Source organism: Leeuwenhoekiella sp. LLG6367-2.1 (assembly GCF_045055775.1).
GTDB classification, from domain to species: Bacteria; Bacteroidota; Bacteroidia; order Flavobacteriales; family Flavobacteriaceae; genus Leeuwenhoekiella; species Leeuwenhoekiella aequorea.
In genome coordinates this window covers 1,568,196-1,593,952 of record NZ_CP159331.1, presented here as the reverse complement: position 1 = coordinate 1,593,952, position 25,757 = coordinate 1,568,196, and the positions used below count along the sequence as shown (strand labels likewise).

Below are 25,757 nucleotides of genomic sequence, written 5' to 3'. Positions count from 1 at the left end.
CTTATTCCAAATCCTAAATTGGGAGCGACTAAATTAATTTTAATTTTATCTACAGACAAACTTTTCAAACAATTTATTTAAGAAATGTTAAAAATTATGGCTTTTAATCTATTCTAGACCACACTTAATCGTCAAAAAAGAGATGTAGATACTTTTAGCGACAATTTGAGTACTATATAGAATAAAAAAAGCCGCTGATGACAGCGGCTTTTTTATTTTATAAATTTGGGTTTCTATGCTAAAATCATTTCCGGAACCTCTGCAGGCACTTCCAGATATCCTTCCGTAGCTTTAATTATTTCATCTACTGAAACTCCGGGTGCACGCTCAAGAAGCTTAAATCCTTTTGATGTCACTTCTATAACAGCAAGGTTAGTCACTACTTTTGTAACGCAGCCTACGCCTGTTAACGGGAGAGAACATCTCTTTAAAAGTTTTGATTCACCTTCCCTATTTGTATGCATCATTGCAACTATAATATTCTCTGCACTCGCTACAAGATCCATCGCTCCACCCATACCTTTTACCATTTTACCCGGAATTTTCCAGTTAGCAATATCTCCGTTTTCTGCAACTTCCATAGCGCCTAAAATGGTAAGATGCACATGTTTACCACGTATCATTGAAAAACTGGTTGCAGAGTCAAAAAATGAAGCTCCTTTTAATGCTGTTATAGTTTGTTTTCCGGCATTAATAAGATCTGCATCCTCATCACCTTCAAAAGGGAAAGGTCCCATACCTAAAATGCCATTTTCACTCTGAAATTCCACATGAATGTCATCTCTAACATAATTAGCAACAAGAGTAGGAATACCTATCCCCAGGTTTACATAGAAGCCATCTTTAACTTCACGAGCGATACGCTTAGCGATTCCGTTTTTATCTAGCATTATTTATTGGGTTGTGGTGTCATTCTCAAATAAGGCTTAATTTCTGTATGACCCTTCGGAAAAAATTCTGGTATCTGCTCATTGCTTACGCTAGGTGAGATCACACAATCTTCGCCATCTTTCCAGTTTGCCGGTGTAGCTACTTTGTGATAAGCCGTAAGTTGTAATGAATCAATTACACGCAATATCTCATCAAAATTACGTCCTGTAGATGGTGGATAGGTAAGCGTTAATTTTATTTTTTTGTCTGCTCCTATTACAAATACAGAGCGTACGGTAGCTTTTTCACTTGCGTTAGGATGTATCATATCATAAAGCTCAGAAACTTTACGGCTCTCATCACCAATGATTGGATAATTCATTGTAGTATTCTGAGTCTCGTTAATATCTTTAATCCAGCCCATATGATCCTCAACGCTGTCTACACTTATAGCTATAGGCTTAACATTGCGTTTTTGAAACTCTCCATAATAATTTGCGACTGTACCTAATTCTGTTGTACAAACCGGAGTATAATCTCCCGGATGTGAAAATAGAATTCCCCAGCTATCTCCTAACCACTCGTGAAAATTAATTTCTCCTTCAGTAGTGTTTGCTGTGAAATCTGGTGCTATATCTCCTAATCTTAAATGTGCCATTCTATATGTTTTACGGTTAATCTTACTTTTTGAAATTATCTCTGTCTTACTGTTAACTGTTCGATACGCTTTTCATAGTCAACTCCCTGAAAAATTCGCTGAACAAAAATGCCTGGGATATGTATTTGATTTGGGTCGAGTTCTCCCGCAGGAACTAGCTCTTCTACTTCTGCAACTGTGATTTTTGCTGCGCCGCACATATTTGGGTTAAAGTTACGTGCTGTGCCTTTAAAGATTAGATTCCCGGCTTCATCTCCTTTCCAAGCTTTGATAAATGCAAAGTCTGCCTCAAAAGCTTTCTCCAGAACATACATTTTACCGTTAAACTCTCGGGTTTCTTTGCCTTCGGCAACTTCTGTACCGTATCCTGCTGGTGTGTAAAAAGCCGGAAATCCAGCTTGAGCTGCTCTGCAGCGCTCTGCTAGCGTTCCTTGCGGTATAAGCTCTACGTCAAGTTCGTTACTTAACATTTGGCGCTCAAATTCTGCATTTTCTCCCACATAGGAAGAAATCATTTTTTTGATTTGCTTTTTCTGAAGTAATAATCCAAGTCCAAAATCATCAACACCTGCATTATTAGAAATACACGTTAACTCTTTCACACCTAATTTGACTAATTCTGAGATGGCATTTTCTGGAATCCCACTAAGGCCAAAGCCCCCAAACATCATAGTCATTGAATCAGAAACGCCATTTAAGGCCTCTGAAACTGAACGCACTGTTTTAATTATCATTTTCTGATTTTAGATACAGAAAATTACGAAACAACTAATGCAACACCAATATTTTTATAAGATTTTATGGTATTCTATTTAAATAATAGAAGTTATCTTCATCCTCATTATTAGAAGTCAAGTTCATCTAAAATATCTGATTGATGCGAGCTAGCTTCAGACTCTGAACAATCTATACGTATAGATAAATTTTCTGGCCGTTCAAATGCTCCCTGAGAAATTTTAAGATCTTCATCTTCGTAGCATTTTTTCATAAAACTACCCCATATTGGTAATGCCATCGTTGCTCCCTGACCATATATAATTGAAGAAAAGTGTACAGATCTATCATCTCCTCCTACCCAAACACCACTAACTAAATTAGGAACCATACCCATAAACCAACCATCACTTTGATTCTGTGTAGTTCCCGTTTTGCCAGCAATAGGATTTTTGAATCTATACGGGTGACCGGTAATTACTTTTTTATAAACATCGCTATTAATAGGTCCAGAGCGCAAACGTGCACCAGAACCATATTGTGTAACTCCTTCCATAAGATTTACGGTAACATATGCAGATTCTTTACTCAATACATCCTTAGCTTCTGGGATGCTTTGGTATAAAACAGTTCCATTTTTATCTACAATAGTCGAAACAATCTGTGGTTCTACGTGAACCCCTTTGTTTGCAAAAGCAGAATAAGCAGACACCATCTCAAACAAACTAATATCTGCAGTTCCCAAAGCAATAGAAGGTACTGCCGGTATATTTTCTGTATCAATACCCAGTTTTTCTATTAAATCTATTACTGTTTGTGGGCCTACTCTATGCATCAAACGCGCTGAAACAGTGTTTATAGATTGGGCTAAAGCACTTTTAAGAGTAACCATACCACCATATTGACCGCCAGAATTATCAGGACACCAGTCTCGCTGAGCTCCCATTTCACCTGCCGGTATACAGTATGGTATATTTGGGATTGTATCACAAGGAGATAAATGCAACTGATCTATAGCCGTAGCGTATAAAAATGGTTTAAAGGTAGAACCTACCTGTCTTTTTCCTGTTTTAACGTGATCGTACTGAAAGTGTTTATAATTAATTCCGCCCACCCAAGCTTTTACTTCACCCGTCTGTGGCGTAAGACTCATTAGACCCGCTCTTAAAAAACGTTTATAATATCGTATACTATCTTTAGGTGTAAGAATTGTGTCTATTTCTGAAACACCATTTTTCCACGCAAAAACACGCATATCTGTTTTAATATCGAATGAAGCTTTAATTTTTGCCTCAGAAATACCATTCGCTGCCATTTTTCTCCAGCGATCTGAAGTACGCATTGCTCTGTACAAAATTTTCTCTTCCTCTTCTTGTGTGATATCTCTAAAAGGCGCTGTTTTATTGCGCTCATTTTGTCTGTCAAATTCGCGCTGCAAATTTTCCATATGCTCGGCAACAGATTGTTCTGCATAACGCTGCATACGAGAATCTATAGTAGTTGTAATAACCAGACCATCACGGTAAATATTGTAAAACTCCTGGTTTCCGTCTGCATCTTTACCTTTAGGATTATTTTTAATCCAGTCTGCCATAAATGCCCGTAGGTATTCTCTAAAGTATGTGGCAATACCATCTGCGTGGCCTTCAGGAGAAAAATTAATTTTCATAGGCATCGCCATTAGACTATCGCGCTCCACATTGGTAATCTTACCTGTCTCTGCCATAAGTGCCAAAACCGTATTACGTCGTTCTAAAGCATTGTCTTTAGAAATCTCTCTGTGGGGATTAAATTGTCTTGGATTTTTAAGCATTGCAGCAATTACCGCAGACTCTTCTGGTCGTAGTTCTATAGGCTCTTTGTCAAAGTAGATTTTAGAAGCAGATCGTATACCCACAGCCTGAAACAAGAAGTCTTGTTTATTCAGATACATGGTGATTATCTCTTCTTTTGTATATTGTCTTTCTAGGCGGGTAGCGATTATCCATTCTTTTACTTTTTGCACCAGTCGCTCTAACGTATTACTAGGTGTGTCAGAAAAAAGTAGTTTTGCTAATTGTTGTGTAACTGTACTTGCCCCTCCTTTTGACCCCATATATGCGACAGCACGCATGGTACCTCTAAGGTCTATCCCAGAATGGTCATAAAAGCGTCTATCTTCCGTAGCAACTACAGCGTCAACTAAATTTTGTGGTAAATCATTGTATTTTACCGGTGTACGGTTTTCATTATAGAATTTACCTAACGTTTTTCCGTCTGAAGAAAGAATTTCAGTAGCAAGATTACTCTCGGGATTTTCTAATTCATCAAAAGTGGGCAAACTTCCAAACACACCCCAGGATGCTAATAGAAAAATAAGAATCAGCACTCCAAAAGATCCAAAAAATAGAATCCAAAAACCCCTTATATACGGTGCATTACTTTTAGTTTGTTTAACTGCCTTCTTATTCTTCTGAGCCATTATATTCATTTATTTTTTCGATGCGTATTCCCACATCTTCAATACCCTCTAATTGTTGAATAGCATTCACGCTACCATTGCGACGCATAGCTTGTTTTAATCGTATTTGATACATTCCAGATTCTGAAAACCGAAATGCTTCTTTATACCAAAGCTTATTTTCTTTTAAATCTCCAAAACCCGTACCCAGCCAAGAACCATCTGGTCGGGCCATCTCGTATTCTAAAGTATCTGAAATAGTTTTTCCGTTAGGAAATTGTAATTCTGAAATTACAAACAGATTACTATAATCATAATCATTTGTATTTCTTAACGTTATAAATAAATTATACTTTTCTATACTATCAAGCTCCTCGATATTAAAAACTACCGCAGAGTCGCGTTCCCAGTAATTGGGTAAGCTTTTGTACTCGTGAAAAACAGCTTTCTCATCACAAGCGGAAAAACACATTACTATTAAAAGTGCATAGCAAAATTTATGCATTGTTACTTGGCCCTTTTTTACGGTAGTTAGATTTTTTTCTGCGGTTTTTAGACTTTTTGCGCGTAGGTTTAGGTTTATCAAAACGTGTTAAACTGTCCTGCCCTACAACGTTTCCAAAATCTACTTTAGTGTCAGAAAGAAGTTCTGCAGCATATTCTTCAAGACTTGCAACAGGTTCATTCTTTTTATTTGATTCTAATATTTCATTTGCCTGAGTGGTTGTAAGCTTATGCCAGTTCATCCACTCACCTTCATAAGCATACCACAAGTGTCCTTGAAAAATATCTATTTTCTGACATACCGCAGTACCTTTTTCGGTTTTAAGCTTTTGTTCTGTCTTCGGAAAGTCTTTTAATGCATCTAAGTAAGCATCTAACTCGTAATTGAGACAACATTTTAATTTACCACACTGTCCTGCAAGTTTTTGAGGATTAAGGGAGAGTTGCTGATAACGAGCGGCACTTGTTGTAACCGATCTAAAATCTGTTAACCAGGTAGAACAGCATAACTCACGACCACAAGAGCCAATACCGCCCAGACGTGCAGCCTCTTGTCTAAAACCTATTTGACGCATTTCTATACGTGTTCTAAACTCTTGCGCAAATTCTTTAATAAGCTGTCTAAAGTCTACGCGTTCTTCTGCTGTATAGTAAAAAGTAGCTTTTGAACCATCTCCCTGAAATTCTATATCAGAGATTTTCATATGCAGGTTAAGACGAATTGCTATTTGTCTGGAGCGCACTTTCATCGCTTCCTCGCGATCTTTTACTTCCTGCCAGATTTCTACATCCTTTTGATTTGCCCTGCGGTATATTTTTAAAAATTCGTCTGTATTATATGGAACTTTTTTCTTCTTCATTTGAATGCGTACCAGCTCACCAGTAAGTGATACAATACCTATATCGTGACCTGATGCTGCCTGTACCGCAAGCACTTCTCCAATGTTAATTTGAAGATTATCTACATTCTTAAAAAACTCTTTTCTACCGTTTTTAAAACGGACTTCTACAAAATCGAATGGTTCTTGCCCATCTGGCAAACTCATATTTGCCAACCAGTCAAAAACCGTTAATTTATTACAACCATCTGTACCACAGGTACCATTATTTTGACAACCACGTGGCTGACCGTTTACGGTCGTACCACAACTTCCACACGCCATGAGATCCTATATTTAGTAAATCTCTAATTTAAAGTAAATTAGGATTTTTTGATTTGTATTCTTTAAAACGAAATTTTTTCGTTTCAATTGCTGCTAAAGATAACATTTTAGACATGCAAAAATATAGTAAATCTTATTGGCAATGGCAGCAAACAAAAATGCTTTTCATAAGAGTACTAACTTAAAGTTCTAAATTCTAATTTTCAGTCGGTTCCTGTTCTAGAAAATTATTTTGTCTTAGTTTAAAAGTCGATGCAAAATTTATTATAGCAAAAAAACGCCGGCAAATGCCGGCGTTTTTTTATGCTTTACGTTGAAATTTCAACTTTTCTGACCTTCCTTTTTTAAAGATCTTGTTGCTGTTGGGGATTCCCTTCCGCAGTTCTTTTTGTTCTTCATAAGGCAGTGCTATAATCTCTTTACACTCATCAGAGCATGTAAGACTCATCGCGTCTGAACATTCTTCACATTGTATAAATAATAAATGGCAAGCTTCATTAGCACAATTAACGTGCGTATCACAAGGCTTACCACACTGATGGCAATTAGAAATCACATCATCAGAAATACGCTCCCCACGACGGTGATCAAATACAAAGTTTTTTCCTTTAAACTTATTTTCCAGTTTTAACTGCTCTACCTGGCGCGCATATTCAATAATTCCTCCTTCTAATTGATATACTTGTTTAAAACCTTTATGCTTGTAATAGGCACTGGCTTTTTCACAACGTATACCGCCCGTACAATACATCACTAATTTTTTATCTTCTTTGTGGTCTTTTAAATCTTCTTCTATAAGGTCTAAACTATCACGAAAAGTATCTACATCTGGAGTTATAGCATTTTTAAAATGCCCTATTTCACTTTCATAATGATTACGCATATCCACCAGAACCACATCGTCAGACTCAATAAGTTCATTAAAAGTCTGCGCATCTACGTGAATTCCCTTGTTTGTAACATCAAATGTGTCATCATTAAGACCATCTGCTACAATTTTATCACGCACTTTTACTTTAAGCTTTAAAAAGGATTTTGCATCCTGTTCTATAGCAATATTTAACCGAACATCTTTGAGAAAATTAATGTTATCTAAAAATGCTTTGAAGGCCTCAAAGTTTTTTGCCGGTACAGAAAGTTGGGCGTTGATCCCTTCATGCGCTACATAAATACGACCTAGAACAGACATAGAGTCCCAAGCAATGAAAAGGTGGTCTCTGAAAAGATGTGGATTACCAATTTTTGCATATTGGTAGAACGAAAGAGTCAAACGGTCTTCACCCGCTTCATCAATAAGCGCTGCCCGCTCTTTCGCACTTAATTTATTGTACAGTTGCATGCTATACTAATTTTATAAGGTTAAAAGTGGCGCAAAAATAAGGATTTTTATAGAGATACCACTTATAGACCCGGGAGTCTTGTCAATTAGTAGGTGTTTAAAACAAAAACAGCCTTCAATCTTATTGAAGGCTGTTTCCTGAACGGCTAATTCATTGTTAATTTATTTGAAATCAAAAATTAACTACTACTAACCACCGTCCAGTTTTGCTGTGCATGACAAATAACGAACAGCATAGTCGCAATTTGTATAACACATTGAAATTTGCATATGTATCATATGTATATTTATCAGGTAGATACACAATAATAGGTATGGTTGCGTATAAACATGCTAAAATGATCTAACTAGGATATATTCCAATTTTTGAGTTATTATTTTCAATAAAACATCCTGAAGGTGGAATTTTTCCAATAATTAGCCTCAATTTGATTGTAGTCATCAAAAAGAAATAGTAATTTAGCAGCTTAAAAGATAAATCCAGATCAAAATAATAAACCTTTGATTTTTACCTGAATTAAGAGTTTATTTGAGATTGTAACAATACTATAATGGCAAAAAAAGAAGAAGTTGCAATGAGTAAAGAGCAAGAAGCAAAACTTAAAGCTCTTAAACTTACCCTTGACAAAATGGATAAAACCTACGGAAAGGGAACAGTTATGAAGATGGGTGATAATGCTATTGTAGAAGTTGAAGCTATTTCTACAGGTTCACTAGGTCTTGATATTGCCTTGGGTGTAGGCGGACTACCTAAAGGTAGAGTTATAGAAATTTATGGTCCAGAATCTTCTGGTAAAACTACGCTTACCTTACATGCAATTGCCGAAGCACAACGTAAAGGAGGCATCGCAGCATTTATAGATGCAGAACATGCTTTTGATCGTTTCTATGCTGGTAAATTAGGAGTAGATATAGAAAACCTGATTATATCACAGCCAGATAATGGTGAACAAGCACTAGAAATTGCAGATAATCTTATACGCTCGGGCGCAATTGATATTATTGTAATTGACTCGGTTGCAGCATTAACTCCTAAAAGTGAGATTGAAGGAGAAATGGGTGATTCTAAAATGGGATTACACGCACGATTAATGTCTCAGGCTTTAAGAAAACTTACCGGCTCAATAAGCAAAACCAATTGTACCGTTATCTTTATTAACCAGTTAAGAGAGAAAATAGGTGTGATGTTTGGTAATCCAGAAACTACTACCGGTGGTAATGCACTTAAATTTTATGCCTCTGTGCGTTTAGATATACGTCGTTCTACACAAATCAAAGATTCTAATGGCGAAGTACAAGGAAATAAAACCCGTGTAAAAGTGGTTAAGAATAAAGTAGCACCTCCATTCCGCCAGGCAGAATTTGATATTATGTATGGTGAAGGAATTTCAAAAGTTGGTGAAATTCTTGATATAGGTGTAGAATATGAGATTATAAATAAAAGTGGATCTTGGTTTAGCTATCAAGACACAAAATTAGGACAAGGCCGTGATGCTGTAAAAGCAATACTTAAAGACAATCCCGACCTATTAGAAGAATTAGAAATTAAAATTAAAGACGCTATAAAAGTTGCTACTTCAGCATAGTCACTTTAATTCTTAATTTTTTACGCAACCTTTTTTATCATTAGGTATCTACTTTATAAAAGAAGATATTTATAATGATGAAAAAGGTTTTTTTATTACTCGCTCTGCTAACTTTAGTGGTTAGCTGTTCATTAGATGACGATGGTAGAAACGTTAGCTATGAGTTTGTACCCATAGCAAAATACGAGTTGCCAGATTCACTTGTTTTTGGACAGAACTATGAATTTCCAATAAGCTACGTATCTCCTACAGATTGCAATGCCTTTTATGGCTTTGAATACGACCGCAGAGATAGTACCCGCTTAATATTTATCGTAAATCAAGTCCTAGAAAGTGAGAATTGCTTACCAACTACAGACACGGTAGAAACAACTTTAAACTTTGAGGTACTTTATAATTATACATACGTATTTAAATTTTTCAACGGCTTCGACGCTAATGACGAGCCCACTTATATAACAGAGGAAGTGCCTGTAAAGCGACCATAAATTTTTAATAATCTAAAAATGTGAGTTTAGAACAGCTCATTATTGACTGCAAACGTCAAAAATCTAAAGCACAAGAAGCATTGTACCGGCAATTTGCAGGTACACTTTTTTCCGTTGCTTTAAAATATGCCCGCAACTACAGTGAGGCAGAAGATATCTTGCAGGAAAGTTTTATTATAATTTTTCAAAAAGTAGGTCAATTTAAAAGTAAAGGCTCTTTTGAAGGATGGCTCAAACGCATTGTAATAAACTCTGCATTACAGCGCTACCGAAAACAAGCTGTTTTTGAAATAATAAACGAAGAAAATATCGAAGAAGCAGATGTTGAGGTCGATGACGACGAAATTCCGCTTAATTTTTTACTTCAAATAGTACAAGAACTCCCCGACCGGTATCGGTTGGTTTTTAATTTATATGCATTAGACGGCTATTCTCACAAAGAAATCTCAAAAATGCTAGAAATTAAAGAAGGTACATCCAAGTCTAATCTTGCACGTGCCCGAATGATTTTAAAAGAGAAAGTAGTAGACTTTCAAACTAATGCACATATACAAGCTTCAACGCGGTGAAGGAAAAGAAAAAAATAGATCGTTTGTATCAGGAAAAGTTTAAAGACTTTACCATTGAGCCTAGTGAAAATGTCTGGGCAGGTATTGCTGCGCAACAAAATAAACAGAAAAAACGCATAATTCCGTTGTGGTTTCAATTAAGCGGTGTAGCAGCAGTTTTGATCTTGTTACTATTAGCGGGTACATTTTGGTTTAAGACGGAAAACAAAATAAATACACCTCAACTGGTTAATCAAGAAGAAAATATTACTCCAGATTCTATTCAAAAAGATGGGTCTGAAGGTTATGCCACAACCAACCCGGAATCTAGAGACACTAAAAAAGTTGCAACATCTACTGAATCAAATTCAGTTAAAGCCAACGAAAAATATTCGGTTGAGAAAGATGAAAGAATAAATACAGAAAATGAAAGCACCTCCGCAAAATCTGCTGTGGTTAATAACAATCAAGGATTTCCTAGAAATTCTTCCGTAGTTAAAACCGGGAATTTAGAAGGTTCTGAAAATACTCCAGTTGTAAATTCAAAAACAACTGCATCTGACACTTCAACAAAACCGAATGAGGCACTAACTAATACTAACATCTCCCGTAAAGATGATGCTGTTGAATCAGCAGTTGTTCAAAATAAATCTGAATCTTCAAAATCTACAAAAAATCAGGCTCTAGAAGATATTGATCCTGATGCTTTACAAAAGTTAGCAAATAAAAAAACAAATACCGCTGTGTCTGCTACTGAAGACAACACCAATGATGCAAGGTTTACACGGTGGGGTATTACTCCAATGGTAGCACCTGTTTATTACGATAGTTTTAGTGGATCTGGGATAAGCGAGCAGTTTTCTGACAATGCCAAAAAAGCAGATGTTAATTTGAGCTATGGGGTTCAAGTGAGTTATGCTGTTACCAATAGACTCACGGTAAGATCGGGTATTAATAAAGTTGATTTAGGTTATACTACAGAGCAGATAGGCTTTACACCAAGTATTAGTGCCAGAAATCCTACTGCCATGATTAGTAGTATTGATTATAACGAAAATTCACAAATTATTCAGCTTGACAATAACAATATTCAAGGCTTACCTAATTTACCAAGTAATAATCAAACTGAATTTGCAACAAATATAGTTTCTCAAAAAAACACCTCTTTGCGTCAAGATTTAGGTTACATAGAGATACCTATAGAAGCCGAATATGCACTTATAAATAAGAAAGTGGGTCTTCAACTTATAGGAGGTATAAGTTCTTTATTCTTGAATAAGAATTCAATATTTCTTGAAGAAGAGGGCAATCTGGTTTCTGAACTTGGAAAATCTAATAGTCTTAACAATACCAGTTTTAGTACAAATGTTGGGCTAGGTATTGATTATAAGTTTACAGATAAAGTACAATTTAAATTAGAGCCTATGTTTAAATATCAACTTAATGCATACACTAAAAGTGTTAGCGATTTTAAGCCGTATTACTTAGGTCTCTATACAGGAGTAAGTTTTAGGTTTTAATATAAAAGTAAGGTTTGGTTAGTTTATTTAGTTGGTTAACTTAATTATTACCCGAGTAATAATTAGAAAATCCGCCCCTGGTTAGGGCGGATTTTTTTATGTATAAACTAGACTTTTGAAGCCAAGTCTCGCAATAACTCTTTATGAATTGCTGTGAAGGTTTCATCTCGTAAGGCTCTTCTGTCACTTGCCACTTTCCCCTGAGTTTCTATAAACGGCAGCACTTTTACACGCATTTTTCCTGGAGAACCCGTAAAGAAGTCATAAGAATATCTCCTTTTATTATCGTAAAACACCATAGGCACGATAGGAATTTGATGATCTATTGCTAATCTAAATGCTCCATCTTTAAAACTATCAAGTACAATAGATAAATCCTCAGGGACACCTCCTTCAGGGAAAATACAAATACTTAATCCCTGATTAAGTCTGCGCTGTGCACTCTCAAAAACAGCCCTTCTACTTTTTGCATCCCCCCTATCTACAAGAATACAGGTTTGCTTATAAAAATATCCGAATAACGGAAAACGCGCAAGTTCTTTTTTACCTACAAATACAAATGGATTAGGAGCAACATGTAGCATTAACATAATGTCTGCCATCGAGGTGTGGTTAGCAACAAACATATAGCTTTTACCGCGTTTCGTTTTTTGAAGTCTTTTTATCTGCGGCCAAAACCCCATACCATATAGTATGAATCGAGCCCAAAATTGAGCCATTCTAAAAAAGTATGGATACCACGTATCCTTGGCAACAGATATGACAAGAAAAGGAAACATGACGATTATAGGAATTACAAGAAGAATATAAAACCAAATACGCCAGAGAAGGGTAATAAATTTACGGAGAATGCTAATCATACGGGATAACCTAAAAGGGCATTACTGAAATTTAAATGAGATTGTAGTCGCTCAAAAATAGGCATTTTTAAAGGAGTTAATTAGCCAAAAGGGGTAACTTTGCGCAAAATTATAGTAAAAAATGTCACGAATATTAACTGGTGTACAAAGTACAGGAACCCCTCATTTAGGAAATCTATTAGGAGCTATTATTCCTGCGATCAACATGGCGAATCAGCCAGAAAATGAATCTTTTTTATTCATCGCAGATATGCATTCTCTTACACAAATAAAAAATGGAGAAACACTTAGAAATAACACCTATTCGACTGCAGCAACTTGGCTCGCTTGTGGTCTTGACATAAATAAAACAGTTTTTTACCGCCAGAGTGATATTCCTCAAACTACAGAGTTGACATGGTATTTAAGTTGCTTTTATCCTTACAAGCGTTTAAAACTGGCTCACAGTTTTAAAGATAAGGCAGATCGTCTTGATGATGTTAATACAGGTCTATTTACCTATCCTATGCTAATGGCTGCAGACATCCTATTATATGATGCAGAGATTGTACCGGTAGGTAAAGATCAATCTCAACACCTCGAAATGACACGCGATGTTGCCTCTCGTTTTCACGCTCAAATGGGTGAAACTTTTGTTATTCCTGAGCTTAAGTTACACGAGGAGACGATGTACATCCCGGGCACAGATGGTGATAAAATGAGTAAAAGTAAAGGCAACACTATTATTTTATTTCAATCTGATAAAGAATTGAAAAAACAAATAATGAGTATCGAAACAGACAGCACCCCTTTAGAAGAGCCTAAAGATCCTGATACGTGTAAGGTTTTTGCTATTTATAAACTACTTGCTACGCCTGAAGAGTTAGATCAAATGCGCCAAAATTATTTAGGTGGCGGGTATGGTTATGGTCATGCAAAAAAAGCTTTGTATGAACTTATTCTTAAGCGCTTTAAAAAAGAACGTGCTCTCTACAATCACTATATGGCCAATTTAGATGAGATTGATGAAGTACTAAAAATAGGAGCTGAAAAAGCACGTGTAACCGCAAACAAGGTTTTACAACGCGTACGTACAAAACTAGGATATTAGGCAAGTTCAAACTGCTTACCCGGAAGGGGTCTCACGACCCCTTTTAATTCCATATTTAAAAGAATACTTGCAATTTTGAATGTAGGCATATTACAATTAAGGGCGATCAAATCTAATTGCTCTTTGCCTTTTTTTTCTAAGAAATTAAAAACCGATTCCTCCTCTGCACTAAGAGATACAAAAAGCTGTTTTTGTACCGGTTTAAATGTATTTTCGATATTCCAGTTAAGCATATAAATTAAGTCTGCTGCACAAGTAATTAATTGCGCTTGTTGAGATTTTATAAGATTATTACACCCCAAACTTTGAAGATCATCTGGTCTTCCCGGCACCGCAAACACATCACGATTGTAGGAGTTTGCAATATCTGCAGTTACAAGAGAGCCGCCTTTATCTGCACTCTCTATAACCACAGTTGCTTCACTTATACCGGCAATAATTCTATTACGCCTTAAAAAATTTGTGCGGTCAAAGTTATCAGAACTCCAGAAATCTGTAATGAACGCACCTTGACTCTCCAGACTTTTTACATACTTCTGATGTATTTTAGGATAGATTTGATTTAGACCATGTGCCAAAACCGCATGTGTCTCTAGGCCACAATCTAGGGCTGCTCTATGCGCGTTGATATCTACTCCATAAGCAAATCCCGAAACTATTAAAGGATTTAATGGTGCTAAGTCTTCAATAAATCGTCTTATAAATTCGATTCCATAAGTGGTGACTTTACGTGTTCCTACAACAGAAATAACTCTTTTAGCTTCATAATTAGAAGTCCCTCTTTTAAATAATAAAATAGGACCATCGATACAGTGTTTTAAACGTTCTGGATATTCTGGATCTAGGTAACTACTATAGGAGATATTATTTTGCTCAATAAACCTCAACTCTTTTTCGGCTTCCAGCGCATGGTTTTTGTTATAAAACTCTTTTAATTTATGAGCTCCTATACCATCTACCTCTAGCAAAACTTGTTTCTTTTGGTCTAAAACCTGTCGAGGGGTTTCAAATCTGTTTATAAGTCTTTTAATTGAGGTATCTCCCAGATTAGGAATACGTTGTAAAGTTAAGAATGCGTGTAATTGTTCTTGATTCATTTTGTTAAATAGCTGTCTTTAAAGATATTGCAAAATTGTTGACAATTCAATGATGAGTTGTAAAGCTCGATCGCATTTTTTTTTATTTTTACGTTATGCATTACTCAACTTACATAAGCGACCTGCTTTACCGTTACGAATGTGTGATCATTCCGGGTTTCGGAGCATTTCTAGCTCATAGAACCTCGGCATATCACGATACAGAGAAAAATGTTTTTTTTCCGCCAAAAAAGCGCATTTCATTTAATGCTCAGTTAAAAGAAAATGATGGCTTGTTAGCAGATTATGTTGCTAAGGCAGAAAATCTTAGCTATTCTGAAGCATTAGCTAAAGTTCAGGTTTATGCTTATTCTTTGGAAACCCGCATATTGAATGGAGAGACTATTTTATTGGATAAAATAGGTTCATTGTCTAAAAATGAAACTTCACAAATTAAATTTGAGCCAGTTACCGTTACAAATTATTTGACAGACTCTTTTGGACTTGCTTCTTTTCAAACCACTCCGGTAACACGAGAAGTATTAAAACAAGAAGTTGAAGCCCTAGAAGAAAAAGCACCTATCCATATTACAACAGCCAGACGTACAAATACGTGGCTAAGATATGCTGCTGTAGGTCTGTTGGCTATTGGTTTGTCTGGCACTTTAAGTTTTTTACACTTTAAAGATATAGCAGATTACAATTTTGCTCAAGAGCAAGTTGCCAAGAAACAAGTTGAAAATACAATACAACACGCCACTTTTACAATCGATAACCCCTTACCGGCTGTCACTTTAAATGCCTTCAAACCTAAAGGAAGTTATCACTTAGTAGCAGGTGCATTTCGAGTTGAAGAGAATGCAGAGAGTCGCGTAAAAGAATTGCGTGAGGCAGGATATAAAGCACGAGCAATAGGCGAAAATAGATTTGGGTTACACCAAGTTGTATACGGAAGTTATACAGATCGCACAGAAGCTCTTAATGATTTAAGAAAAATACGTACTTCAGATAATCCTAATGCCTGGATGCTTATTCAGGAAATCGATTAATCTTCAGTAAAATATAAAATAAAAGCCTCCAACTTGGAGGCTTTTTCATTTCTCAATCCTTCAAAACGTGTTACTTTTGCGCAAAAATTAATCTATGGAAACAAAGACTCCTTCAGAATCGCGCACTACGCAAACAGATCTTGTCTTACCTAATGAGACAAATCCACTTAACAATATGTTTGGTGGTGAACTTTTGGCACGTATGGATCGTGTGGCGAGTATAACAGCCAGACGTCACTCGAGACGAATTGTTGTAACAGCATCTGTTAATCACGTTGCATTTAATAAAGCGATACCTTTGGGTAGTGTTGTTACTGTAGAAGCTTCAATTTCCCGAGCTTTTAAGACCTCGATGGAAGTAGTTATTGATGTATGGGTAGAAGACCGTGAGAGTGGCTTAAAATCAAAAGCAAATGATGCGATTTATACTTTTGTAGCTGTCGATGATACGGGTGTACCTGTACCCATACCTCAAATCAAACCAGAGACCACACAAGAAATTGCGCGATATGATGCGGCACTACGCAGAAAGCAACTGAGTCTTGTACTTGCGGGAAAAATGAAAGCTTCTGATGCGACCGAGCTCAAAGCTATTTTTGAATAATTTCACAACATAAACCGAAGACCGCTCCCCAAATTGAGATAGGTAACTTGATTAAAGTTTCCCTCAAGTTGAGGAGCGGTTTTTATATTTAGATAATCTGCGCGTATTTCAACTCCTGCAGTAATTGCAAGCCATTTAAATATAGAATAGCTCAATTCAGGATTCAGCCAGATTGCACCTCCAGAATCTCTAAAGTCTAAATCATCTTTAATTCCTAAATAATTTACATAGCCTCCTCCCGCTGTAATTATTAAATCAAGGTTAGGCAGGAGATCAAATTGGTAACCGATATCTCCTCCTATTAGAAACACCCTGCTCCTTTCATAACTTCCCGTATATTCCGGTTGTGTTACTTCGGCTTCAAATAAGGAATAGCGAACTCCTAAAAGAACTTTAGGATATATACGGCCTAGGGCACTTAGTTTAAAACCCGGCTTTACCTTCATACCATCTGATACAAAATTAGACCCTATAGCATTAGGTATATACAATTGCGTATTTACTAAACCCTTACGCTTATAGCTATAAGAGTCTGTCGATGTAGTGTCTTGAGCGCACATTACTGCACTACAAATCATAAAACCTATTCCTATTAAAAATGACCTAATATTCAAAAACATACGTGTTTTCAGTATTAGTTAGTGGGATTTCAACAACCTGCTGAAAACCATTATTAAAACGATAATAAAGTCTGGCAATTTCATTTTTTACTGAAGTTAACCTCGTATCATAATTTAAATCTTGTGCATGTAGGATGATTCTGCTGGTATGTGTGGAGTAACATCTACGCTTTGCTAAAAGCTCTTTGTCATTATCTAATTCTAAAGAGCAATAATTAGATGTGTAGTCTAATAAAATCTTTAGGGTATCTGAAGTTCCGCTGGTATTCTGCGTTTTTAAATTTAGAAATGCAGTAGGTTTTACTATAATGTCACCTAAATCATAATTTAATCGGGATCGATTGGGTGAACTTAAATCGTTAACGAGTATTACCTCAGCAAATAGGCTATCTCTTTGTGCACCAGAATTTATTTGTATTTGAAATTCTCCTCGGTTTGATTCTAAAGAAACAAAATCGAAATTACCTGTAATTTCTGAAACTGAAGCGCCCAAAATTGTTGTCTTTGATCCTGAGGTGATATGTATGTTAGAAACAGGAGAGTCCATGTCATCTATTAATCGGCCGGCTACACGAATTCGTCGTGAATCTATAACATCTTCAGCGCAAGAGGTCATCACAAACAAAATACATACTGCTAGAAGCTTAAGGTTTCTCAACATCTTGTTTAAATTGTAGATGACACAATATCAATAGCGTTGCGTTTAAATCTGAACAATTTACATACTACATATTATAAACCCAATCTTCAGGGTTTAAACGCTCAGAATCTTTATAGACTAGAAATTTAATAATTGTCTTACCATTAAAGGAATTCTCTGCAATCTCACCCAGTGCCTGCTTGGTAGCTATCTGATCATTGACTTTTACCTTCAGATTTTTAAGGTTTTGATAAACCGTTAGGTAGTTTCCGTGGCGAATTAAAACAGTATAGCCTCCACCACGTATTAATTGTATTTGTTGTACAGTACCTTTAAAAGTAGCCCTTGCAATGCTTCCGGGGGCTGTCTCTATTTCCACACCGCTATTATAGGTGGTTATATTAGGAAGTGTGGGGTGTTTTGATGTCCCAAATTTCTTATACACTCTTCCGCGTTCAACAGGCCAGTCCATTTTACCTTTATTAGAAGCAAAGTCATTAGCGAGCGCTTTTGCAGCAGGTGTAAGCGAAAAGGTAGGCATCTTACTTACATTAGTTTTGCTTTCTTTTGCTGCTTCTGCTCCAGACTCTTTTTTAGAAGCTGCAATTGCTTCTCTAATCAAACGATCTATTTCTTTGTCTATACGGTCTGCCGCTTTTTGTTTATCCTGTATTTGCGCAACATAGGTAGATTCTTGTTTTCTAATTTTTGAAACCAATTCGTCTTGCTGTTTGCGCTCTATCTCTAGTTTTTCCTGTTCAATTTTATTCTGCGCAACCAGTTTTTGCTTTTCTTCTTTTTGCAGAGCCAACTTTTTATTTGTTTCCTGAAGTAAAGCGGTGCGCTCTTTGATCTGATCACCTTGCTTTTTGCGGTAATTGCTGTATTGCTTCATATACTGCACCCGCTTATATGCTTGTAAAAAGCTCTTAGATGAAAGCAAAAACATAATTCGGCTTTGGCTACTTTTACTCTTGTAAGACTTCTGAACCATGCCTGCATAATCCTCCTTCAGTTTTTCGAGTTCGTCTCTTAAAGTAGTTAGTTTGTTTAGATTTTGATTAATTTTTTGGGTTAATAAATTGGCCTGACTATTTGTAACCTTAATTAGGTTTTGGCGGGTTTTTATTTTAGAATCAAGATCTTCAACCTGACTCAAAACGCTAATTTCTTTTTTCTTGTTACTCTTCCGCAGTTTACTTAATTCTTCTATTTGGCCCATTAACGTACGACGCTGGCGCTCAAGCTCTGCTTGTTTATCATTTTGAGACCACAAAGCATTACTTCCTAAAATAAAAAGTACTGCTGCTACCAAACTTAATTTATGAACCTGCTTCAACTGCATTAAAGTTTTATTTCTTTTAAACCATCTGGAATACTAAACGGAAAACTTACCTCTGTATTAAAGTCCACGCCTCTGTATTCTATATCTACACGGGTCTCCTTATCTTTTTCCTGAGCTATAATAGTAACTTCTGTAGGGAAATATCCATTTTGCTCTCTGGTATAATCTCCATACTTAATCGTTAAATCTCTCTGCTCTTTAGCTTGTGTAAGTCGTTGTTCCTGCAATGTGAATGCTCCTGCATTTAAGTAGAAAAACAAGTTAAATAAATTTTGTTGCTGTCTTGGCGCCACGAGATAACGTGATCCTGTAGCTCCTGCGCTAAAACCACCTTCACGTAAATCATAAATGGGCTCTCCCAGAAGCAATCCTTCCACTTGCTTATAAGTGAGTTCTGCACCTAATAAATCGCTAAGTAGTTTAAAATCTCCATCAAAATAAGTCCCGTCGATTTTCTCATAAAACTGAACACGATCTTTAGTTATCATCGCTTTTGCTAAGGATATACCTAAAACAGAGGCGCTCATCCAGATGGTTTCATCTTTTTGCATACGCAGACTTACGGTAACGCTTTGCGTTCTATCTGGATCTGAATATCTTATTTTTAAACGTGCCGCTAAAGTCTCAAACTGTGGATGGGTCTCATAGTGACTTGCAATTATCTTAGCAGACGCCAGATCATCATTAGTAGCAGTAACTTTTTTTGTTGATTTACAAGCTGAAAGGCTCAAAATCAAGATAAGTACAACACTTTTTATATAACTACGCATAGGTCTAATTCAAATTATTAATAAGTGTACGGTATTTTTCGATCTTTTTAGCATCACCTAACAGCTCATAAGCACGTAAAAGTTCACTATAAAAATCGGCAGTCATTTTTGGGTCATCTACAATGTAGTCTAAGCCCATTTCCAAATAATCTTTAGCGTTTTTAGGCGCTCCTAATCTATTTTGCGCCACTCCATACACCAGATAAAATAGAGCTTGTGAAGGATATAATGTTAACGCCTCCTCACTTAATTTTGTAGCATTTTCAAACTGCTCTGCTTGTAATTGTAACATGAGCAAATTGCGTAAAACCCCAAGATCTGAAGGATTCTTTTTATAAGCGTTTTCGTAAGATGATAACGCTTTGTCTGTTTCTTTATTCTTAATATAATACGCGCCTAATTCTTCATTTACATTAGTATCTTCTTCTTTTGCAAATAAAGCAACTGCCTCTTCAAGTTCTGCCTCATACTCCGGATTGCGATCTACAAATATTAGAAAGTCGTTTAAAATACTATGTTTAGCTTTGGGTTCTATTTTAGAGCTTTTTAAAACTTTCTCTAACGAACTTACAGCTTGTTTTATATCTCCACTTTCAAGATAATATTTGTACAAAGCCATATGCACAATTTCAGTTTTAGGATTAACTTTTATTAATCTTTGTGCAGTTTCATAGGCTTGTTGTGTTTTACCTTGCTCACTATAGACGTAGATCAGGTTAAGATAATTCTGCTCATTTGCAGGATTCGCAGCTATTTGTTTTAAAAGTTCCTTTTCTTGTATATCACCTCCACTTAGCGCTATCGCTTGCTGCCGAATTTGATTGCGATAGGCATCTTTACCTAACTTCTCATCCAGCTCGTCAATAAGACTTATTGTTTTCTCAAAAGAACCTTTACGCAAATAAATACGGGCTAAATCTTCTTTATATCTAATATCAAATTGCACGAGTTGAGTAACCAGATCTATAGCTTTTTCAAAATCCTGCCGTGCATAATAAACATCATACAGACTCTCCATGATATCACGTTGATTAGGTTTTAACTGTAGTGCTTTTAAATAATTATTCTCTGCTTCGATTATATTACCCAACATAGCTTCATTCTTTCCTTTCTCAAAATAAAGAATAGCTTCCTGAGGTCTTAATGAAATGCATTTATCTAATGCTACAAGTGCACGCTCATAATTCTGTATTCCTTTTTGCTTTAGTGCTTCAAAAAAATACTCCTGAAAATCGTCTGTAACATCTTCCAGATTATCAACATTTACGTCTTTTAATGTAGCAGGTTCTTGTGCTTCCGCCACTGGCGAAAACAAAGAAAGTACAAGTAAACACGTAACTAATTTCATTAAATAAAGCCTATATCAATTCGGAATAATCACCGATACTAATTTCGGTAAAATTACCATTGTATTTGGCGTAATTACCTATCATCGCATTTTTTAATTGTGCATTTTTTATAGTGCTATAATTTTGAATTAAACTCTGCTCAATAGTACTATTTTCAATCACGGTGCCCTTACCTACGGAAACATTAGGACCTATTGTCGAATCTTTAATTACTACATCATCCCCTAAATATACCGGCGGAATTATGCTAGCATTCTCTAGTTTAGCTGAAGGAGAAATTAATTTCTCTTCTTCTGTATGTAAAAACTGAAGCATTCTTCCGTTTGTCTCTACCGTAACATTTTTATTACCACAGTCCATCCATTCCTCAATTTTCCCAGGTTTAAAGACGTAGCCTTTAGCTTGCATTTGTTTGATACCATCGTTAATCTGGTATTCACCTCCGTGCATAAGATTAGCATCTAAAACTGCTTGAAGTTCTTGTTTTAAAACAGATCCATCTTTAAAATAATAAATCCCTATAACGGCTAAATCTGAAACAAATTCTGCTGGTTTTTCTACCAGACCTGTTATTTGGTTATTTTCACTTAGTGAAACCACACCATACGCTTGCGGATTTTTCACCTGCTTTACCCAGATTACGCTATCTGCCTCTTTATCGAGTTTAAAATCTGCTCTAAAAAGTGTATCTGCATAAGCAATCACGCAAGGACCATTTAATGATTCTTGAGCACACATAATAGCGTGGCCAGTGCCCAGTGGTTTGTCTTGATAATATATAGTTCCCTTTGCACCTAAACTTTGGGCAATTTGCTTTAAATTTTCCTCCGTTTCTACACCAAAATCTTCGGCAATTACAAAGGCAATTTCCTCTATCGTTTCTTCCAAAACATGGGCTATATCTTCAACAAGACGCTGAACTATGGGCTTGCCTGCAATAGGTATAAGAGGTTTTGGTATTGTTAAAGTATGTGGGCGCAGTCGAGAACCGCGACCAGCCATAGGGACTATAATTTTCATAATTTTAATTTCAGATATTTCCTCTTTTGGGATTTACAAAAGGCATCTCGCTTATTATTAATGCGGGACTTTAATAGAACAAATTAAATAGCGTTTTATTTTGTTCCTGTGCTTCCAAAGCCGCCTGCTCCACGAGTAGTCTCATTAAGTACTTCGACCTCGTTCCATGCTGCTCGCTCGTGCTTTGCAATTACTAATTGCGCGATACGCGCACCGCTTTCTACAGTAAAATCATCATTTGATAGATTCACAAGAATAACCCCTATCTCACCACGATAATCTGCATCTATTGTTCCTGGTGCATTCAAAACAGTAATTCCATTTTTTGCTGCAAGTCCACTTCGCGGTCTCACCTGGGCTTCAACACCTACAGGCAATTCAATAAATAAACCAGTTTTAATTATGGCACGTTCTAAGGGTTTTAAAACCACAGGAGCATCTAATACTGCTCTTAGGTCCATACCCGCAGAAGCTATTGTTTCATAATTAGGTAAAGCGTGATTCGATTTATTAATGATATTTATTTGCATTCTTCTTTATTTAAGGGCTATTTGTTTCTTTTTAAAATACTTTTTAATTCCGTTTTTTCTAAATAAAAAATTAGAGCGGTAAATATGAAAATTAGTAATGCACTTATATTATACTGCGCTCTAAAGAAGTAAAACGATAGTAAAGCACTGGCTGTAGCAACAACCAGATACAAGCTTATACGACTTACATTATACGGAATGTGATAATATTTTTGTCCATAAAAGTACGAAATCAACATCATCACACCATAGGCTACTACTGTAGCATATGCCGATGCCATAAAGCCGATTACCGGAATTAAAAATATATTCAGAACGATAGTGAGACCGGCTCCTAATATTGAAAAGTACATTCCGTATCGGGTTTTATCAGTTAGCTTATACCAAACTGATAAGTTATGATAGATCCCTAAAAAGAGATTCCCTAAAAGTATATACGGTACAATTTCAAGAGCTTTCCAGTACTGCTCATCTCGTATCAATAGTTCTTTAAAAATATCTATGAAGCAGACAATTAAGAGAAGACCACCTGCACCAACGATGACAAAATATTTTAAGATAGTAGCATATGTGATAGTAGCATTTTTATTTTTTGCGTGATTGAAAAAAAATGGCTCTGCCCCTAGCCTAAAAGCTTGTATAAAGATGGTCATAAATACAGCCAATTTATAGCAACCTGAATAAGCACCCATTATATCCTTATCAAGCATATTACCTAACAATAATTTATCAAGATTTTCATTAATCACAAATGCCATACCCGCGACTAATACCGGCCAAGCATAATTCCATAATTGTGAAAAAAGATGTTTATCAAAAACCAATTTTGTCTTGAAAAAATCTGGGAGTATCAGCAGCAATGTTACTGCACTTGCAATAAGATTTGCGATAAAGATGTAAGTGAGTAATTCGTCGGAATTATACCAATCAAAAGAGAGGGAGAAATAAGGTATTGCCCAAAGAAGGAAAAAGTTTAGAAGTACATAAATAGCCAGGTTTATAAGTTTAATCCCAGCAAACCTTAGCGCCTTACCTTTTGCCCTTAAATAGGCAAACGGAGCCACTACAAGCGTATCTAGTATAGTTACGCCTATCAAGTAACCAATATACTTAACAGGTAATTCTAAAGCTTCTGTAATGGGTCCCTTTAATAACCATAAAAGTACAAAAGCAATACAGCTACTAATTGTAAGGGCAATTAAAACCGTAGAATAAACCCGTTCCTTATTTTCAGATTTTGAGAAAAATCTGAAAAAAGCAGTTTCCATCCCATAGGTTAGCAACACATTTAAAAATGCAGCACCTATGTAAAAAGAAGTGTTTTCTGCATAACCCGTTGTTTCCAGTTTTTCGGTATGTAAACCTATTAAAACAAAGCTCATCAATCTAGGCAAAATAGTAGCCAGACCATATACCGCTGTATCCTTTACAAAACGCTTAAGTACACTCAAAAAAGTTTTATTTAGGGTTCAAAAGTAAGTTAAAGTAGCCAAATTAAAATCACTTTAATGCTTTCAAACCTGGGGAATGTTTACAACTCGCTTTTTAAATCTAGCACCTTGTATTTAATCTCAGATTCTATAACGTAGCTTAATAAAGCTTCAGATTTCTCAATTTCTAAAGGAGGCTTAACCGGAAGTTGTGGCAATGTATTTTTGGCTTCTTCTGCTCTATTTACAGAAAGAATTCGGTCTTCTGAATTGATCTTGGAGGGAGCAAATTTTGCAGAAAATTTATTTTCGCTGTAATTGACTACAGCAGATTTCTGATTGTCAAAATATAAATATTCAAGTTGCGTATTATGATCCAGCGCATTTACTTCAAAGGTAATCTCAAATGCTTGATCATCTAATTCGATTCGTTCTATATTTTTTACTGAAAAGTCTCTGACGCCTAAAACTTTATTGCTTCCGCAAGAACTCACAAGAAATGCTAAAACTATAAAGATTGAAAATTTATAATGCATAGAATATATTTTGGGTTAGAATAATATCGAGACTTTGGTTTTTATTGAAATAACAAGAATAAAAAAAGCCTTGCAATTGCAAGGCTTTAATATATCAATTTTAAATAATCTTAATTGTTTAATGCTTCTGCACCACCTACAATTTCTAAAATTTCATTTGTAATTGCTGCTTGTCTTGCTTTGTTATAAGTAAGCTTAAGCTGATCTCTTAATTCTGTTGCATTATCAGTTGCCTTGTGCATCGCAGTCATACGCGCACCGTGTTCACTTGCTACAGAATCTCTAACCGCCTTAAAGAACTGGGTCTTTAATGCTTTAGGAATTAATTGTTTTACAATTTCCTCTTTAGATGGCTCAAATATATAATCTACAGAAGACACTTCTACATTTTCAAATTGCTCTTTTAAAGGAACAATAGGTAAGAATTGCTCTCTTGTAACAATTTGCGTAGCAGCATTTCTAAATGAATTGTAAACCAATTCCACTTTATCATACTGACCATTTACAAACAAGTCCATCACATTTTCTGCGATTACCTCTACATTTTCAAAGGTAAGATCGTCAAAAATTGCATTGTCGTTAGAAATAATTTTAGCCGACTTCTTAAGAATATCACTAGCTTTTTTACCTACTGTTAAGAAGTGTACTTCTTTGCCAGGGTAAGCAACTGTTTGAATATTCTTTGCTTCTTTAACGATGTTAGAGTTAAAAGCACCAGCTAAACCTCTATTTGAAGAGATTACAACTACTAGCACTTTTTTAACTTCACGTTCTTCGGCAAAACGACTTCCACTATCGCCTTCCATAGAAGCGCTTAAGCTTTGTAAAAGTTCGGTTAATTTATCAGAATACGGGCGCATAGCTGTAATAGCATCTTGAGCCCTTTTCAACTTTGCAGCAGACACCATTTTCATAGCGCTTGTTATCTGCATCGTTGAGGATACTGATGAAATCCGGTTACGTATTTCCTTTAAATTTGCCATTCTTTAATTGGTTTTTTCGCTTTGC

The 25,757-nt window shown here is 35.9% G+C and carries 26 protein-coding genes; 7 read left to right on the top strand and 19 right to left on the bottom strand.

The features are described 5' to 3' along the window. Positions 1-233 precede the first annotated feature (233 nt). The 7 genes from ABVM53_RS07270 to ABVM53_RS07240 form a co-directional block, all read right to left on the bottom strand. Entirely contained in the window at positions 234-890 is a 657-nt protein-coding gene (locus ABVM53_RS07270; protein WP_371455439.1) for a 3-oxoacid CoA-transferase subunit B, read from the bottom strand. Continuing rightward, positions 890-1,528, bottom strand: coding sequence for a peroxiredoxin (locus tag ABVM53_RS07265; RefSeq protein ID WP_128756145.1), 639 nt, complete (start codon positions 1,526-1,528; stop codon positions 890-892). Before ABVM53_RS07265 ends, ABVM53_RS07270 begins: the two co-directional genes overlap by 1 nt. 35 nt (positions 1,529-1,563) lie before the next feature. Continuing rightward, a complete protein-coding gene (locus tag ABVM53_RS07260) occupies positions 1,564-2,262 on the bottom strand; it encodes a CoA transferase subunit A (protein WP_405330722.1) in 699 nt (232 codons plus the stop codon). 110 nt (positions 2,263-2,372) lie between these two features. Further along, positions 2,373-4,703, bottom strand: coding sequence for a penicillin-binding protein 1A (locus ABVM53_RS07255; RefSeq protein WP_405330721.1), 2,331 nt, complete (start codon positions 4,701-4,703; stop codon positions 2,373-2,375). Then, entirely contained in the window at positions 4,687-5,187 is a 501-nt protein-coding gene (locus tag ABVM53_RS07250; RefSeq protein ID WP_405330720.1) for a gliding motility lipoprotein GldH, read from the bottom strand. The genes ABVM53_RS07255 and ABVM53_RS07250 overlap by 17 nt, the downstream gene beginning before the upstream one ends. Next, positions 5,180-6,349, bottom strand: a complete 1,170-nt coding sequence (locus ABVM53_RS07245; RefSeq protein ID WP_405330719.1) for a stage 0 sporulation family protein — start codon at positions 6,347-6,349, stop codon at positions 5,180-5,182. The genes ABVM53_RS07250 and ABVM53_RS07245 overlap by 8 nt, the downstream gene beginning before the upstream one ends. A 301-nt stretch (positions 6,350-6,650) precedes the next feature. Continuing rightward, positions 6,651-7,688: a rhodanese-related sulfurtransferase gene (locus ABVM53_RS07240; protein ID WP_405330718.1), complete on the bottom strand. Its 1,038-nt coding sequence runs from the start codon at positions 7,686-7,688 to the stop codon at positions 6,651-6,653. Between the two features lie 575 nt (positions 7,689-8,263). Between ABVM53_RS07240 and recA the strand changes: the two genes are divergently transcribed. The 4 genes from recA to ABVM53_RS07220 all read left to right on the top strand — a co-directional run bounded on the left by recA (position 8,264) and on the right by ABVM53_RS07220 (position 11,830). Continuing rightward, positions 8,264-9,274: a recombinase RecA gene (gene recA, locus ABVM53_RS07235; protein WP_371455863.1), complete on the top strand. Its 1,011-nt coding sequence runs from the start codon at positions 8,264-8,266 to the stop codon at positions 9,272-9,274. A 74-nt stretch (positions 9,275-9,348) separates the two neighbouring features. Then, positions 9,349-9,762, top strand: coding sequence for a hypothetical protein (locus ABVM53_RS07230; RefSeq protein WP_371455445.1), 414 nt, complete (start codon positions 9,349-9,351; stop codon positions 9,760-9,762). Positions 9,763-9,782: 20 nt separating this feature from the next. Further along, entirely contained in the window at positions 9,783-10,331 is a 549-nt protein-coding gene (locus ABVM53_RS07225; protein ID WP_371455446.1) for an RNA polymerase sigma factor, read from the top strand. Next, entirely contained in the window at positions 10,328-11,830 is a 1,503-nt protein-coding gene (locus ABVM53_RS07220; protein ID WP_405330717.1) for an outer membrane beta-barrel protein, read from the top strand. The genes ABVM53_RS07225 and ABVM53_RS07220 overlap by 4 nt, the downstream gene beginning before the upstream one ends. A gap of 107 nt (positions 11,831-11,937) precedes the next feature. On the opposite strand, the gene ABVM53_RS07215 is transcribed toward ABVM53_RS07220, so the two are convergent. Then, positions 11,938-12,690 carry a lysophospholipid acyltransferase family protein gene (locus ABVM53_RS07215; protein ID WP_405330716.1) on the bottom strand — a complete coding sequence of 251 codons (753 nt, stop codon included), beginning with the start codon at positions 12,688-12,690 and terminating at the stop codon, positions 11,938-11,940. Between the two features lie 121 nt (positions 12,691-12,811). On the opposite strand from ABVM53_RS07215, the gene trpS reads away from it, so the two are divergent. Further along, the gene (gene trpS, locus ABVM53_RS07210) at positions 12,812-13,780 is read left to right on the top strand and encodes a tryptophan--tRNA ligase (RefSeq protein WP_405330715.1); all 969 of its coding nucleotides are present in this window, start codon (positions 12,812-12,814) and stop codon (positions 13,778-13,780) included. On the opposite strand, the gene dprA is transcribed toward trpS, so the two are convergent. After that, positions 13,777-14,877, bottom strand: coding sequence for a DNA-processing protein DprA (dprA, locus tag ABVM53_RS07205; RefSeq protein WP_405330714.1), 1,101 nt, complete (start codon positions 14,875-14,877; stop codon positions 13,777-13,779). The two genes, trpS and dprA, sit on opposite strands and share 4 nt — an antisense overlap. Before the next feature lie 95 nt (positions 14,878-14,972). Here dprA and ABVM53_RS07200 point away from each other — a divergent pair, with 95 nt between their 5' ends. Both ABVM53_RS07200 and ABVM53_RS07195 read left to right on the top strand, forming a co-directional pair. Further along, positions 14,973-15,905: an SPOR domain-containing protein gene (locus ABVM53_RS07200; RefSeq protein WP_405330713.1), complete on the top strand. Its 933-nt coding sequence runs from the start codon at positions 14,973-14,975 to the stop codon at positions 15,903-15,905. Between the two features lie 94 nt (positions 15,906-15,999). Beyond that, positions 16,000-16,509 carry an acyl-CoA thioesterase gene (locus ABVM53_RS07195; protein WP_128756132.1) on the top strand — a complete coding sequence of 170 codons (510 nt, stop codon included), beginning with the start codon at positions 16,000-16,002 and terminating at the stop codon, positions 16,507-16,509. Positions 16,510-16,511: 2 nt separating this feature from the next. Here ABVM53_RS07195 and ABVM53_RS07190 read toward each other — a convergent pair whose 3' ends face one another. The 10 genes from ABVM53_RS07190 to atpG all read right to left on the bottom strand — a co-directional run bounded on the left by ABVM53_RS07190 (position 16,512) and on the right by atpG (position 25,732). Further along, positions 16,512-17,129: a hypothetical protein gene (locus ABVM53_RS07190; protein WP_405330712.1), complete on the bottom strand. Its 618-nt coding sequence runs from the start codon at positions 17,127-17,129 to the stop codon at positions 16,512-16,514. Then, positions 17,113-17,790, bottom strand: coding sequence for a hypothetical protein (locus tag ABVM53_RS07185; protein ID WP_405330711.1), 678 nt, complete (start codon positions 17,788-17,790; stop codon positions 17,113-17,115). The genes ABVM53_RS07190 and ABVM53_RS07185 overlap by 17 nt, the downstream gene beginning before the upstream one ends. A 64-nt stretch (positions 17,791-17,854) precedes the next feature. Further along, positions 17,855-19,114 carry a murein hydrolase activator EnvC family protein gene (locus ABVM53_RS07180; RefSeq protein WP_405330710.1) on the bottom strand — a complete coding sequence of 420 codons (1,260 nt, stop codon included), beginning with the start codon at positions 19,112-19,114 and terminating at the stop codon, positions 17,855-17,857. Beyond that, entirely contained in the window at positions 19,114-19,884 is a 771-nt protein-coding gene (locus ABVM53_RS07175; protein ID WP_405330709.1) for a DUF4292 domain-containing protein, read from the bottom strand. The genes ABVM53_RS07180 and ABVM53_RS07175 overlap by 1 nt, the downstream gene beginning before the upstream one ends. 4 nt (positions 19,885-19,888) lie before the next feature. Continuing rightward, positions 19,889-21,232 (bottom strand): tetratricopeptide repeat protein, encoded by a 1,344-nt coding sequence (locus ABVM53_RS07170; protein WP_405330708.1) that lies wholly within the window; start codon positions 21,230-21,232, stop codon positions 19,889-19,891. Between the two features lie 10 nt (positions 21,233-21,242). Further along, a complete protein-coding gene (locus ABVM53_RS07165; RefSeq protein ID WP_405330707.1) occupies positions 21,243-22,253 on the bottom strand; it encodes a sugar phosphate nucleotidyltransferase in 1,011 nt (336 codons plus the stop codon). Positions 22,254-22,348: 95 nt separating this feature from the next. Then, positions 22,349-22,783: a dUTP diphosphatase gene (dut, locus tag ABVM53_RS07160; RefSeq protein ID WP_405330706.1), complete on the bottom strand. Its 435-nt coding sequence runs from the start codon at positions 22,781-22,783 to the stop codon at positions 22,349-22,351. 17 nt (positions 22,784-22,800) lie between these two features. Then, positions 22,801-24,234, bottom strand: a complete 1,434-nt coding sequence (locus ABVM53_RS07155) for an oligosaccharide flippase family protein (protein WP_405330705.1) — start codon at positions 24,232-24,234, stop codon at positions 22,801-22,803. A gap of 80 nt (positions 24,235-24,314) precedes the next feature. Further along, positions 24,315-24,749: a hypothetical protein gene (locus ABVM53_RS07150; protein WP_405330704.1), complete on the bottom strand. Its 435-nt coding sequence runs from the start codon at positions 24,747-24,749 to the stop codon at positions 24,315-24,317. 110 nt (positions 24,750-24,859) lie between these two features. Beyond that, positions 24,860-25,732, bottom strand: a complete 873-nt coding sequence (gene atpG / locus ABVM53_RS07145) for an ATP synthase F1 subunit gamma (RefSeq protein ID WP_128756122.1) — start codon at positions 25,730-25,732, stop codon at positions 24,860-24,862. Between the last annotated feature and the right edge of the window lie 25 nt (positions 25,733-25,757).

What these genes read in the sequence shown, in the direction of transcription:
- ABVM53_RS07270 (WP_371455439.1), bottom strand. Translation starts at nt 890, where the DNA reads ATGCTAGATAAAAACGGAATCGCTAAGCGTATCGCTCGTGAAGTTAAA.
- ABVM53_RS07265 (WP_128756145.1), bottom strand. Translation starts at nt 1,528, where the DNA reads ATGGCACATTTAAGATTAGGAGATATAGCACCAGATTTCACAGCAAAC.
- ABVM53_RS07260 (WP_405330722.1), bottom strand. Translation starts at nt 2,262, where the DNA reads ATGATAATTAAAACAGTGCGTTCAGTTTCAGAGGCCTTAAATGGCGTT.
- ABVM53_RS07255 (WP_405330721.1), bottom strand. Translation starts at nt 4,703, where the DNA reads ATGGCTCAGAAGAATAAGAAGGCAGTTAAACAAACTAAAAGTAATGCA.
- ABVM53_RS07250 (WP_405330720.1), bottom strand. Translation starts at nt 5,187, where the DNA reads ATGCATAAATTTTGCTATGCACTTTTAATAGTAATGTGTTTTTCCGCT.
- ABVM53_RS07245 (WP_405330719.1), bottom strand. Translation starts at nt 6,349, where the DNA reads ATGGCGTGTGGAAGTTGTGGTACGACCGTAAACGGTCAGCCACGTGGT.
- ABVM53_RS07240 (WP_405330718.1), bottom strand. Translation starts at nt 7,688, where the DNA reads ATGCAACTGTACAATAAATTAAGTGCGAAAGAGCGGGCAGCGCTTATT.
- recA (WP_371455863.1), top strand. Translation starts at nt 8,264, where the DNA reads ATGAGTAAAGAGCAAGAAGCAAAACTTAAAGCTCTTAAACTTACCCTT.
- ABVM53_RS07230 (WP_371455445.1), top strand. Translation starts at nt 9,349, where the DNA reads ATGATGAAAAAGGTTTTTTTATTACTCGCTCTGCTAACTTTAGTGGTT.
- ABVM53_RS07215 (WP_405330716.1), bottom strand. Translation starts at nt 12,690, where the DNA reads ATGATTAGCATTCTCCGTAAATTTATTACCCTTCTCTGGCGTATTTGG.
- trpS (WP_405330715.1), top strand. Translation starts at nt 12,812, where the DNA reads ATGTCACGAATATTAACTGGTGTACAAAGTACAGGAACCCCTCATTTA.
- dprA (WP_405330714.1), bottom strand. Translation starts at nt 14,877, where the DNA reads ATGAATCAAGAACAATTACACGCATTCTTAACTTTACAACGTATTCCT.
- ABVM53_RS07200 (WP_405330713.1), top strand. Translation starts at nt 14,973, where the DNA reads ATGCATTACTCAACTTACATAAGCGACCTGCTTTACCGTTACGAATGT.
- ABVM53_RS07195 (WP_128756132.1), top strand. Translation starts at nt 16,000, where the DNA reads ATGGAAACAAAGACTCCTTCAGAATCGCGCACTACGCAAACAGATCTT.
- ABVM53_RS07190 (WP_405330712.1), bottom strand. Translation starts at nt 17,129, where the DNA reads ATGTTTTTGAATATTAGGTCATTTTTAATAGGAATAGGTTTTATGATT.
- ABVM53_RS07185 (WP_405330711.1), bottom strand. Translation starts at nt 17,790, where the DNA reads ATGTTGAGAAACCTTAAGCTTCTAGCAGTATGTATTTTGTTTGTGATG.
- ABVM53_RS07180 (WP_405330710.1), bottom strand. Translation starts at nt 19,114, where the DNA reads ATGCAGTTGAAGCAGGTTCATAAATTAAGTTTGGTAGCAGCAGTACTT.
- ABVM53_RS07175 (WP_405330709.1), bottom strand. Translation starts at nt 19,884, where the DNA reads ATGCGTAGTTATATAAAAAGTGTTGTACTTATCTTGATTTTGAGCCTT.
- ABVM53_RS07170 (WP_405330708.1), bottom strand. Translation starts at nt 21,232, where the DNA reads ATGAAATTAGTTACGTGTTTACTTGTACTTTCTTTGTTTTCGCCAGTG.
- ABVM53_RS07165 (WP_405330707.1), bottom strand. Translation starts at nt 22,253, where the DNA reads ATGAAAATTATAGTCCCTATGGCTGGTCGCGGTTCTCGACTGCGCCCA.
- dut (WP_405330706.1), bottom strand. Translation starts at nt 22,783, where the DNA reads ATGCAAATAAATATCATTAATAAATCGAATCACGCTTTACCTAATTAT.
- ABVM53_RS07150 (WP_405330704.1), bottom strand. Translation starts at nt 24,749, where the DNA reads ATGCATTATAAATTTTCAATCTTTATAGTTTTAGCATTTCTTGTGAGT.
- atpG (WP_128756122.1), bottom strand. Translation starts at nt 25,732, where the DNA reads ATGGCAAATTTAAAGGAAATACGTAACCGGATTTCATCAGTATCCTCA.